This is a genomic window from Pilosibacter sp. NGB245 (assembly GCF_057397225.1).
In genome coordinates this window covers 165,001-177,161 of sequence record NZ_CM171584.1, presented here as the reverse complement: position 1 = coordinate 177,161, position 12,161 = coordinate 165,001, and the positions used below count along the sequence as shown (strand labels likewise).

At 41.5% G+C, this 12,161-nt stretch carries 10 protein-coding genes, 3 tRNA genes and 1 rRNA gene (1 of these 14 running past the window's edge); 5 read left to right on the top strand and 9 right to left on the bottom strand.

The features are described 5' to 3' along the window. Nucleotides 1-250 precede the first annotated feature (250 nt). Nucleotides 251-586 (top strand): helix-turn-helix domain-containing protein, encoded by a 336-nt coding sequence (locus ACXMYH_RS00785; protein WP_486555309.1) that lies wholly within the window; start codon nt 251-253, stop codon nt 584-586. A gap of 60 nt (nt 587-646) precedes the next feature. Here the strand turns inward: ACXMYH_RS00785 and ACXMYH_RS00780 are convergent, their stop codons facing one another. The 5 genes from ACXMYH_RS00780 to ACXMYH_RS00760 form a co-directional block, all read right to left on the bottom strand. Further along, nucleotides 647-1,198, bottom strand: a complete 552-nt coding sequence (locus ACXMYH_RS00780; RefSeq protein WP_486555308.1) for an SOS response-associated peptidase — start codon at nt 1,196-1,198, stop codon at nt 647-649. 387 nt (nt 1,199-1,585) lie between these two features. After that, complete coding sequence (locus tag ACXMYH_RS00775) at nt 1,586-1,900, bottom strand: thioredoxin family protein (protein WP_486555307.1); 315 nt, start codon at nt 1,898-1,900, stop codon at nt 1,586-1,588. Between the two features lie 18 nt (nt 1,901-1,918). Then, nucleotides 1,919-3,181 (bottom strand): Y-family DNA polymerase, encoded by a 1,263-nt coding sequence (locus ACXMYH_RS00770; protein WP_486555306.1) that lies wholly within the window; start codon nt 3,179-3,181, stop codon nt 1,919-1,921. 86 nt (nt 3,182-3,267) lie between these two features. Continuing rightward, entirely contained in the window at nt 3,268-3,780 is a 513-nt protein-coding gene (locus ACXMYH_RS00765; protein WP_486555305.1) for a relaxase/mobilization nuclease domain-containing protein, read from the bottom strand. Then, nucleotides 3,767-4,069 (bottom strand): ribbon-helix-helix domain-containing protein, encoded by a 303-nt coding sequence (locus ACXMYH_RS00760; protein WP_486555304.1) that lies wholly within the window; start codon nt 4,067-4,069, stop codon nt 3,767-3,769. Before ACXMYH_RS00760 ends, ACXMYH_RS00765 begins: the two co-directional genes overlap by 14 nt. Nucleotides 4,070-4,539: 470 nt before the next feature. Here ACXMYH_RS00760 and ACXMYH_RS00755 point away from each other — a divergent pair, with 470 nt between their 5' ends. The 4 genes from ACXMYH_RS00755 to ACXMYH_RS00740 all read left to right on the top strand — a co-directional run bounded on the left by ACXMYH_RS00755 (nt 4,540) and on the right by ACXMYH_RS00740 (nt 9,813). Next, on the top strand, nt 4,540-4,713 hold the full coding sequence (locus tag ACXMYH_RS00755; RefSeq protein ID WP_486555303.1) for a helix-turn-helix domain-containing protein: 174 nt from the start codon (nt 4,540-4,542) through the stop codon (nt 4,711-4,713). Nucleotides 4,714-4,938: 225 nt separating this feature from the next. Then, a complete protein-coding gene (locus ACXMYH_RS00750; protein ID WP_486555302.1) occupies nt 4,939-6,099 on the top strand; it encodes a hypothetical protein in 1,161 nt (386 codons plus the stop codon). Between the two features lie 385 nt (nt 6,100-6,484). Further along, the gene (locus ACXMYH_RS00745; RefSeq protein WP_486555301.1) at nt 6,485-8,485 is read left to right on the top strand and encodes a hypothetical protein; all 2,001 of its coding nucleotides are present in this window, start codon (nt 6,485-6,487) and stop codon (nt 8,483-8,485) included. An 80-nt stretch (nt 8,486-8,565) separates the two neighbouring features. After that, nucleotides 8,566-9,813 carry a tyrosine-type recombinase/integrase gene (locus tag ACXMYH_RS00740; protein ID WP_486555300.1) on the top strand — a complete coding sequence of 416 codons (1,248 nt, stop codon included), beginning with the start codon at nt 8,566-8,568 and terminating at the stop codon, nt 9,811-9,813. Between the two features lie 378 nt (nt 9,814-10,191). Here ACXMYH_RS00740 and ACXMYH_RS00735 read toward each other — a convergent pair. The 4 genes from ACXMYH_RS00735 to ACXMYH_RS00720 all read right to left on the bottom strand — a co-directional run. Continuing rightward, a tRNA-Cys gene (locus tag ACXMYH_RS00735) sits at nt 10,192-10,262 on the bottom strand. A gap of 13 nt (nt 10,263-10,275) precedes the next feature. Further along, nucleotides 10,276-10,347, bottom strand: a tRNA-Glu gene (locus tag ACXMYH_RS00730). 143 nt (nt 10,348-10,490) lie between these two features. Further along, nucleotides 10,491-10,563, bottom strand: a tRNA-Asn gene (locus ACXMYH_RS00725). Between the two features lie 70 nt (nt 10,564-10,633). Continuing rightward, nucleotides 10,634-12,161, bottom strand: a 23S ribosomal RNA gene (locus ACXMYH_RS00720); it runs 1,359 nt beyond the window's last position.

The window sequence follows — 12,161 nt, the reverse complement described above, 5'->3', positions numbered from 1 at the left end:
CTTTTCAGTATAATAAGGCTTATCGCATAGAAAATTGGACATGGTATTTAAGTTACTATTCTTTCAGCCCTCTTAGCAGGTAGCAAATTTCCTCCCTTCAAGTGAATAACTATATATTTTCCTCCTCTCATACTTATCCATAATTATACCCCTTAGTATTCTTATAGGCAAGTTCTATTCTTATAGATCATTATTTTCCAGCAATGCATCCGTTAGAATATAAGAAATAATCTGAGAGGAGACCGTTTCATTGGATAAATTGGACTATGTAGAAATTGGCAGACGGATCCGTCACTGCCGCGAGGAGCTTGGAATCTCACAGGAAGCTGCTGCCGAACGCTGTGGCATTTCTCCTTCCTTTTACAGCAACATTGAACGAGGTATCAAAGTCATGTCCCTTGAAACCTTCGTCTCGATCTGCCAGGCTTTCTCTGTAAGTGCAGATTATCTGTTAAAAGATATGATGCCTGATACGGATGACACAGTTCTCCATGCCATCTCTGAGGCAAAAAAATACGGTGATGTGCAATATAAGAAGTATATCCGCTTAGTTGAAGCGTTGGTCAACATCACCGATCAGCTTTGATTATAGAATTATTCAGATTTGATAAATGATCTTATACTTTGCCAACACATGTCGCTGGCCTTACTCAAATAGTGATAATTGCTCAAACTCTTGCCTGCGCTCCAAAAGTGCAGGTTTTTTTGTTAGCAGTTCTTCAGCTTGCTTCCAGTCCATAAGCCACTGAGAAACTTCATTTTTATCGAGCACCAACGGCATTCGCTCATGTACCGGAGCCACTGAAGCATTCGGAACCGTTGTCAGAATTGTAAACTGCTTCTCATCTTCTACCTTCTGCCAAATTCCCGCCATAAACAGAATTTTCCTGTGCGGCGGACGAAATGAAGCCTTTTCCCCAATTTTGTTCCACTCATAGAATCCCGATGCCGGTATCACACAACGATTGTACCGCATGCTCTCATTAAACATGGGCTTTTCCTTTACCGTCTCCACTCTTGCATTGATGAGCAGATCCTTTTGGTCCTTTTTCCGAAATCCCCATCTCATCTGTGTCAGATAGATTTCTTTCGTTCCAGTCAAGATGAATGCCCAGTCCGTCGGACACACATCTCCCGCCTTGGCCTGGAACTTAGAAATATCAACCGACTGGAACGCATTCTTTATCTCTCTTTCCATTCCATCATCTACAAAGTACCGTCCGCACATGTGCTCTCCTCATGTTTCCAATTCGCATACTCAGCCTTCTTGTAGGGTAAATGCAGTTTCTTATTGATAAAACTGCCTAAAATTACTTTGGTATTATTTAAGTCTTGAATTCTTCTGCAAATAGCCTATATGGTCATCAGTAAACGTTCCTATCAATTAGTTCTTTTTGTCTCTTTTGGAGTAGGAAATCACCTACAACTCCGAAAAAATCCTGTTCTTCTTTACTTTTCGCGTCTTTCATCAGTCTCAATGTGTCTTCCGGAGTCAGTTTTTAATTTCCTCATATATTTTATAATATTTTTTTGTATCACACATAATAAAGTCTCCTTCTCCAATATGAATCCGCAAAATATCTCATCATATTAACATCACCCATTTACAGTTTTCTTGATAAAAGATCAGACGAAACTCCCGGTTCAGACCACCAATGATTGCCTTGCAGCCATATTCTCGGCTCGGAATCCCGCTGTAATTCTTCTCTTCGGTGTAATTTACTACAATATCCGTCACTGTCTGGATCGCACCACTGTCATCCTCGAACTTAAAGTACCGTGGCATAGTTTTCCCGGTCGAAGTAAACCAAGTCATGCACGCAATTTCATATCTGGTTCCTTTCGGTACACCGCTATCTGTTTCGATTCCATATTTTGTTGCATCCGCAAACCCTGCCACGCTACATCAACTCCTTTATTATAATATCTTCTCTCTGGAATAATCAACGGTACGCTTTTCACGGCTCACCCCGCCGCCCATGTGATCGATCCATTCTCTACCTGATTCTGGCAAAAAGCACGCTCTTTTAATACTATCTGCTCCGTATCTCCTGCGAATCCCATCTACTGCTGCTTCCATTTTATGAACTTTCTCATAATCAATCCGCTCGAACATCTGAATTTGACGGCAGGAATCTGTCGATACACGGCTTGTATGAATCCCAAGATGTCGAAGTGGCGTTCCATCCCACAGCTCATCAAAGCACTTACAAGCTGCCTCGTAAATCTCTAATGTCAGATCTGTCGGCACCGATAAAGTGATTTGATGTCCGCAAAACTGCAAGTTCCAGTCACGGAGACTAATCGACACGACACCGATCTTTACCCCATCCGCCCGGAGCCTTGCTGAAACAGTCTCAGCGAGTGATAATAAATACTGCTTTGCGATCTCCCTGTCCGTGACATCTCTTGGTGTTGTAAGGGAATTTCCATATCCCTTAGCTGGGGGCGGAACATCAATCACCGCAGATTCATCAATCCCATTCGCATATTGCCAGATCAGTACTCCCTGTGATTTCATAAAGGATCGGAGAATTACAGGATCCATCGCCGCCAATTCTCCAATAGTAAAGATTCCCAGATTGCGTAGTCTTTGCTGAGAACTGTGTCCCACATAAAACAGATCCCCTACGGGAAGATACCACATCTTTTCCCTAATTTCTGACTTCCATAATGTATGAACCCGGTCAGGCTTTTCAAAATCAGATGCCATCTTTGCCAGAAGTTTATTCTCAGAGACACCGATATTTACAGTAAAACCAAGCTCCCGCCTTACTCTATCTTTGATCTCGTATGCTGTCTGAATCGGATCAGCACAACACCCAGTCATATCCAGGAAACACTCATCAATGCTGTACTGCTCGATCCGGTCAGAATACTCTCCTAATAACTTCACCAGTGCCTTCGAGGATCGGTTATACAGGTCATAGTTTGGTGGCACAAGGATCAGCCCCGGACATTTCTGCTTTGCTGATACCACCGTCTCACCTGTCTGGATCTTATATTTCTTTGCTGGAATCGACTTTGCAAGGATGATTCCATGACGTTTTTCCTGATCTCCACCCACTGCACTTACCAAATTTCGCAGATCCTGGGTGCCCCCTAGATGATGGATCCGATAACAGGCCTCCCACGATAAAAAGGCCGAATTAACATCTACATGGAAAATCACCCGTTTCATGGCGTCCTCCCTTTATCGAACATTTGTTCTATTCATTATTTTAATCTCTGCGCTTCTATATGTCAAGACATGCTTTTACCTTAATTCTAGGAAATCTTTCCCATATGTCTCTGAACACACCCGTTCACATAACTCTTAAATCGTTTCAAATCCCCATCTTTGTCCGTATACTTTTTCCCGTCTACATAGCTCACAGAGTTCATGCACATGTGAAAATGTATTTTTCCCTTCTTCCAGTGTGCTGCATGAACGATTTGGAAACGATCACTATAGTATTTATCAATGTCGATTGCAAGGGCATTGAAATCGTCGATCTGTTCCATCTCTTTTTCATTGAGATAGACTCCAAAGTGCCGGATCTGTCTTCCATCTGTTTTATTATATACAGCCCGAACCATTTCCATGTCATCACAAATATTCTTGACCAAGGGCATATTCACACCAAAACCGCCTATGCAATTTTCCACTAAATCCCCCTTGTCTCTTCCAACTCGATATATGTACTTTAATACTGTCGCCGTTGAGTCACGATTCGTATAATAGTGCGTTTTGTAATTCTCGTTATAGCTTTTACGTCCAAAAATCTTAACAGTAGCCATGTTCCTTTACCTCTTTCTTCAACTCCTGAATGGTCTTCCTAATCTTTGGATCTTCAACATGATTCTGCTGCATCTGTGTTTCCAGATTAACCAATAGTCTGACCATCTTCTGGTAAATTTTCTTTTCATTTATCGCAACTGCCGCCTCCGGTAATACCTTTTCTTCTAAGGTTTCCCTAATAAACTCTGATATACTTTGGTATCCCTCTTCGCGGGCTTTTTCCCCCAACTGATCCTTTAGTTTATTCGGTATCTTTACAGATATCGGTGTTAAATTCTTTTCTTGCATAATTGCTCCAATCCCGATAATTGTCATACGAGAATTTTATTGGTAATACGCTGGACGTAAGTATTATTCTTGAAGGCCTACGGCCGGAAATGATGTTGAATAACACTCTTACTCATTCTTTATATACCATACCTTATCTATCAATAAGTATCCTATTACCATCTACGATTTATCCTCTATACGGGCATTATCGATTTCATGATCGATTTCTACATTTCTGTAGATTTAGTGATATGTTATACTTCTTTAAAATTCTATTACGTTCATGAATACTCATAGATTGTCAAATACCACCAACATAGATTTAATCACTAATCACTCAATCAATTTCCTGCTGCCTTTTACATTTATTTTGTCCTTATGCTCGGATGACGTATTTAAATGCTCATGCGTATTCAACAACACTTATTTAAAGAGATTTGCGAATCTCTTTTAAAAATAAATTCTTATGCGAAAGGAGTTTTTTATAGATGAATAAGGAGTATATTACATTACGAGAATTCTGTGAAAGGATTCAGATCAGCAGTTCAACTGCCTACCGAATGATCCGGGATGGACAGCTTCCTGCATATAAGGTTGGAAGAAATTACAGGGTCCCACTCAGCGTAATTGCTGATCTGGAGAAGCGCAAAAATATTTTTTAAAATAAATAAACTCAAAATCCCCTGCTGTAGGACCCCTAATAACCACAAATACCACAAAATTTTCTTCTTTTTTTTAAATAATTCTTAGAATGAATTTTCATTCCTATGTCTTCTTATCTGGATACTGCTGGTTTTATAAAATAGAATCATGTTGAAACTCAACAGCTATTCCATAGTAAAACTGACTATAACGTCAGCAAATGTATTAAGGAGGTATTTGAATTTATGGGAAGAAGTAGACAGTATAAAATACTCTACGAAGATGGTTCTCTAAAAGAAGTTAAAACCACAGATTTCTGGTGCTTTTCTAATAACGATATATCTTTGAAATTTTCGGATGGTAAACAAGGTATTGATTTCGATTATTTAAGAACGATATACCCAGCCGAACGACTCACAATTGCTATCATAGAGGATAGATTCACTTCTGGTTCTCCAGGTACTAGCTTTCGTAAAGATTTAGATAACCTTCTCCGCGCTTTATGCTCGAATAACTCTATCGATAGAGACATCGATAAAAAAAACTATGAAAAATTACGCTCGTTATTTGGCATGGACTTGATAAATCATTCGACATATGCATTCCCTCTTTTTAAACTTGATGAGAAGGATAAAGAATTCTATTCTTTGCCCTTTACAGGAAACCGCCAAGCATATTCTAATGCATTATTTACCATTTTACATCATATATTAATATTACACAATATCGATATTTGGGGGGTAATTCCTTTTTATTTGGATGATATTCGAGATATTCTTTGTTCTTATATTTTTCCATTTTCCCCTGCTGATACTCAAGCAAAAGATAATTTCACAACCGTACTCCGCTTTAAAAATCAAAAACAGCTTGAACAAGATTGCTTATTTATCAACAATATCATTGATCAATATCGTATGCAATCCCTATTGGTTAACTTTCCAGCTGGCTATAAAAAATTCCGACATGGAGTTAAAAATTTTATTAATGCATACCGCAAACCTCCCGCAAAATTGACATATAAGGAAACAAATGAACTAAAAAAGTGCTTCGATTGTATAAACACGTCCCGTGACATATCAAGTGCCCTTGAAAACCTTGCAAAACATCTTGAACCGATTAGATACGTGGTAGAAAAAAATCCTGATGCCTTTGACATAATAGATGCTGTCTTCACGAAATCCGTTGGGCGTAGTATTAAATCACTGTACAGAGAAATGTTTACCTTTATGTCATGGGTTAACGAAACCCAAGATCTGATAATCGCTGACTCAAAAGTTTCTCATGAAGATATTGACCAGCTTTTTGACACCTACTACGACCTTTTTTCAGCATATGATGAGTATTATTTTCTTAGTCTTACTAATCTCCATAGATTAGCAATTAACCCGCACCAAATATTTGAATAGTATTTTGTTTGCAACCATGCTGGACATTGACAGCATGGTTGTTTTTGCCTGGCTTTGCTTTTTTATATCTACAATTGTCTAAACAATTTCTAAATAAACAAATTCACCCTTACCATACCTTTTAAATACGTCTATTTGCAATCAATAAAATTTTTAGTTATTCAAATTATAGCTCTAATTTCAAGATTTTAGCCCGATATTGTCCATTTATTATATCTATAATTTTATATTTATCTGATATTTTTCAAAACATCTGCATATTTTGCATTCTCACATCTTATTGTATCCAGCTCAAGCCCACATTATTTAGCATACATCGTTCGACGATATATGATAGAATGCCACCATACTTAATATTTTCATTAAAACCAAAGGAGGAGTACTCATGAATGAGACATCATCAGCAACATTTGAAACAAGTAAATCCGCACTCGAAGATCTTCTCTCCATCAATATCGTCGGAATTGAGAAGTTCATTGAACATGATGGCTACGCCGAAAGTATATCTACAGAATTACCTTGCCATTATCGTTTTTTCATTGTGCTGCGAGATTACACCACTAATCATCCAGTCTCTTTTATCTACTACCCAGAGAATATGGATGAAAGCCTTAAAGAACTGCGTACACTCACGCTGATCCGTCAGAAGTCTCAAAAGCTCCCGGTACTGTCCTGCCTACAAACTATATGTGACACTGCAAGCAGTACAGACTTCGATGGTATCTACCATATTTCCAAACGCACGGGATGGATCCGTGATAATCAATCCTGGATCTACCTTACTTCCGGATATGGGATCGACAAAGCTGGAGAACGAAGTGACTGCCGTTCGCTGGCCTCAAACGGTTATTTGTTCTATGACAAAATACGCACTCCAGAAGACACTTACAAGCAGATTCTGAAGATTTTAAATCAAGCTCCCGGTGAGCTTTACCCTATTTTTTGCTGTGCATTGTTAAGCCTCATGCAGCCACTGAAAGACGCAGCTCTTTCGTACAGCACTCCTGGCTGTATGATTAGTGGAAAGACCCAGACCGGTAAAACGGAGCTTGCAATCCATGTTGGGCGCATCCTGACGGATCACACCGGGAATCTTCGGAATACTTTTATCCTTCAGAACTCACTGAAAAAGTACAAACAGGATTATTCCGGTCTCTGTGACTGTACAAATATTCTGGATGATAACCGAAAGTCCAGCTCCTACGATATCCAGAATAAGAGCACTACGGTCATGGATGACATATTGCGTTCATTTTACTTGGACAATCATGGAATAGCGCTCCCTATCATAACGGGAGAAGCCAATTCCTTCTACAGAATGTCCGAATCATGGAACAACCGTTTGATCCAAGTATTTTTCAACTTTGATGCTGAATCTCTCGATAACCGGAGATCGATTATCCGATCCTTGAAAACAAAAAACCCACTCCTGTTCCGTACAGGCTACCGCTATTTTATCCAGTATCTTGCTGACAATATGGATAATGGAGAACTCCATGCTTTAACAAGTGAAGTCATAGATGAATTCTCTAACTTATTCCCTGTTAGAGACAACGCTTCTTACCGCCAGCAAGATAACTTCATGCTCTCATACTGGGCGCTGAAGGTCTATTTAACGTATGGAGTCTCTATACCGGCAATTACAGAAGAAAAGGCAAAGACTCTGCTGCTTCAGTACATTGAGATATTAAAAATTAGCTTTGAAAAGCAGATGACGTTCAATCCTCTGCAATACACCTGCGGCACTCTGCTCAGCGTCCTAAAAAACATGAAGATTACAAGTGCATCTGCCGAAGAACGTATATATCCAGATTATAAATACGAAACCTCCATCTACCCCAGACGCAGATACGATATCTTTGAACGCGAGAATTATGGTCACACCGTATTTATCGATAACCGCATTGGAGCCAACGGAGTTTATATTGAGGATTGCTATCAGGTTGAAAATTATCGCAATGCCTCTCGCAAGCGTGTTTTACTCGTACTAAAGCGTGATGCTTTTATGACTGCCTATGAAACAGCCTTATCGTGTACCAGTAGTTTTGTCCCGCATACACAACTTGTACCATTTAAAGACTTTCGAAAAGCACTTAAGGAAAACAAAGTATTACTTGGAGAGCCACGCAACGATGCTGAAAAAAACTATTTAAATTATTCGCTTGAGTACCCTTGTATTAACCTTGACCGGTTCAGCAAAGATATTTATCTGGAGGATGAATCGGTATATGTACTAAATCTTCCTAAGGATTTAATCAAGCCGGTTTTGGATCTCACATCAAGGGAATCTGATTCTTCTAGCAGTTGTTCCAAAGAATGTGGAAGACATACTGATTGGCTAACCAAAATGAGAGACACAGGTCGGAGGCTCGCATATCTCGAATAACACCGAGTCTTCAGGGCTGTACTACCAGCCTGCTTAAATATATATTATACATCTGACATCAGAGAAAGGAGGTGCGGCGCATGTCGCAAAGCAAATTCCGAGAACAGAATATTGCCATTGCAAATATTTTGGCGGCATCAACGCCGCATTCTTCGGATATTGATCCAGACTACATGCCGGAACCTATCTTGCAATGTTTGGTTCCTAATGGTAAAATGACCCCATCGGCATGTAGTAAGATTATGAATTTTACAACCAAAGAAAAGAAAGTCAAAGGTGTCTGCGATTTGAGCAGGATTAAAGTTCGTCCCGATGACGGACGGATTTATATCCTCATAAATCGCAAAACAATCAGCAGCGCTGACTATCCGAGTCTCATTGAAAAATTACACGATCATTATTTTGGGACTCTGAATGTGACTCTGACTGAATATTTTGAGATCTGGATGAAATGGCGAGAAGAAGAAACGAACGTTACTCCAAAGACCATAAAGGAGAACCGTTTTCTATGGAATGCCTTGATTAAGGAATCCAGTTTAGCTTCTAAAAAATTAAAGGACATCACGGTTCAGAACTACATATCCTTTTTCCGCCGGATCACAAAAGGGCGTACCTTGACAAGAAAGCGTTTCAATGACATGAAGAGTATTCTAAACGGAATGCTCTACCTGGCCGTTGAGCAAGGCATTATAGGCTATAACTGTCTGAATAGCATTAATTATAAGCAGTTCGATTTCAAGCCTGTAAATACGCAAATAACACCTTACACAGAAGAGGACCGGCTGCGGATCATTGAACATTTGTCCAACGAGACTGACTTCTACTCCCTGGCAATTCTCTTTGATTTTCACATGGTACTGCGAATCGGAGAATTAAAGGGATTAAAATGGTCTGACATTGATGGGAACTCAATTCGTATACAACGATTTGTAGATGACAAGAACCGAGTCATCGATTCCATCAAGGGTAATACAGCAGATGGAATCCGCTCTATGCCACTGACACCTGCAACAAAAGCGATTCTTAATCAGGTACGAAAGTTACAACCTGACGATCAGGAATTTATCTTTTATCGTGGCGACAGTCCATTGGCAACCGTTACCTTCAATCGACGTTTGAAAAAATGTTGTGATGAATTAGGGATTGAATACCGTTCCTCTCATAAGCTGCGTTTCTCGACAGCATCTATCATGTATAAGAACGGTATGGAAGACACCGAATTACAAAAACTGCTTGGACATACGACGCTTTCCATGACACGACACTATTTATGCAATATCACTTCCAACGAAGAAACTGCAAATAAAATGGCCGCTATCCTTGGTTAAAGGTATAGTGACCATTTTACTAACCTAATGAGAGAGTTATGAATGGCTGTTTGCGCAAACAACTACTCTTCAAAATATTTTTTACGAGAGATAAGTGAGACAAAGGATCTTATTGATCCGCAAATTTTTTATATGTATGAGCGGATCAGTAATATTCATTGCCATTGATAGGCCCGCTTGCGCAAACGATATATAGTCTCTTTAATGCATTGGAAATGTGCCATATTCAAGATCAAATCAATTTATTGTATGAATATAGATAAATAAATGCCCATACAACACACTGTTTTCAGACCGCAAACACGCGCAAACATCAAAATTATAAAGCAAAAACCCCAGAACACTTATAAATAAAGGATTCTGAGGCTCTCATAAGAGAGGCGACAACCAGATTTGAACTGGTGATCAGGGTGTTGCAGACCCACGCCTTACCACTTGGCTATGTCGCCATATTTAGTTAAATGACCCCAACGAGGTTCGAACTCGTGTTACCGCCGTGAAAGGGCGATGTCTTAACCGCTTGACCATGGGGCCTTAAATATATACTATCATATTTACTTGCCTCTGTCAACCGGATAAACGCGAATCCATCGATTACCAGATTTGAACTGGTGACCAGGGCGTTTCAGACCCACATCTCATCAGGTTTACCGAACACATTGGATAGTATGAAAAAACTCCCCGAGTAGGACTCGAACCTACGACAGCGCGGTTAACAGCCGCGTGCTCTACCGACTGAGCTATCGAGGAATAATGAAGGAACATACCTTCAAAACCACATATTGAACATCATCAACCTTCGAATCTTCACTTGACCTTCCTGGATAAGCCCTCGACCGATTAGTAACAGTCAGCTCCATGCATTACTGCACTTCCACCTCTGCCCTATCTACCTCGTCGTCTTCAAGGGGTCTTACTTCTTTCGAATGGGATATCTCATCTTGAGGGGGGCTTCACGCTTAGATGCCTTCAGCGTTTATCCCTGCCAGACTTGGCTACCCGGCCATGAGCTTAGCAGCTCAACCGGTACACCAGCGGTCCGTCCATCCCGGTCCTCTCGTACTAAGGACAGCTCCTCTCAAATATCCTCCGCCTGCGCCGGATAGGGACCGAACTGTCTCACGACGTTCTGAACCCAGCTCGCGTACCGCTTTAATGGGCGAACAGCCCAACCCTTGGGACCTACTTCAGCCCCAGGATGCGATGAGCCGACATCGAGGTGCCAAACCACTCCGTCGATGTGAACTCTTGGGAGTGATAAGCCTGTTATCCCCAGGGTAGCTTTTATCCGTTGAGCGATGGCAATCCCACTTTCATACCACCGGATCACTAAGTCCTAGTTTCCTACCTGCTCGACCCGTCGGTCTCGCAGTCAAGCTCCCTTCTGCCTTTGCACTCTTCGAATGGTTTCCAACCATTCTGAGGGAACCTTTGAGCGCCTCCGATACCCTTTCGGAGGCGACCGCCCCAGTCAAACTCCCCACCTGACATTGTCCCCGATCCAGATCATGGACCATGGTTAGAAACCCAGTAACGCAAGGGTGGTATCCCAACAGCGGCTCATACGAAACCGGAGTTCCGTACTCGTAGCCTCCCACCTATCCTGTGCATGCATTACCGAATCCCAGTATCAAGCTGGAGTAAAGCTCCATGGGGTCTTTCCGTCCTGGCGCAGGTAACCAGCATCTTCACTGGTATTTCAATTTCACCGGGTGCATTGTCGAGACAGCGCTCAAATCATTACGCCTTTCGTGCGGGTCGGAACTTACCCGACAAGGAATTTCGCTACCTTAGGACCGTTATAGTTACGGCCGCCGTTTACTGGGGCTTCAATTCAAAGCTTCGATTGCTCTAACCTCTCCTCTTAACCTTCCAGCACCGGGCAGGCGTCAGCCCATATACATCACCTTACGGTTTCGCATAGACCTGTGTTTTTGCTAAACAGTTGCTTGAGCCTATTCTCTGCGGCCAGATCTCTCTGGCACCCCTTATCCCGAAGTTACGGGGTCATTTTGCCGAGTTCCTTAACAATGCTTCTCCCGCCGGCCTTAGGATTCTCTCCTCATCCACCTGTGTCGGTTTACGGTACGGGCACATGATACACAATAGCGGCTTTTCTCGGCAGCTGGAATCAGATGCTTCCCTACTTTAGTTCGGTCCGCGTCACGTCTTTGGCTTATCAGGCGGATTTGCCTGCCTGACACCTCCTACGCTTGCCCGGGGTTCTGTTCCCCGGTCATCTTATCCCTCTGCGTCCCCACAGTTCTGATATCATGTGGTACAGGAATCTAAACCTGTTGTCCATCAGCTACGCTTCTCAGCCTTGCCTTAGGCCCCGACTTACCCAG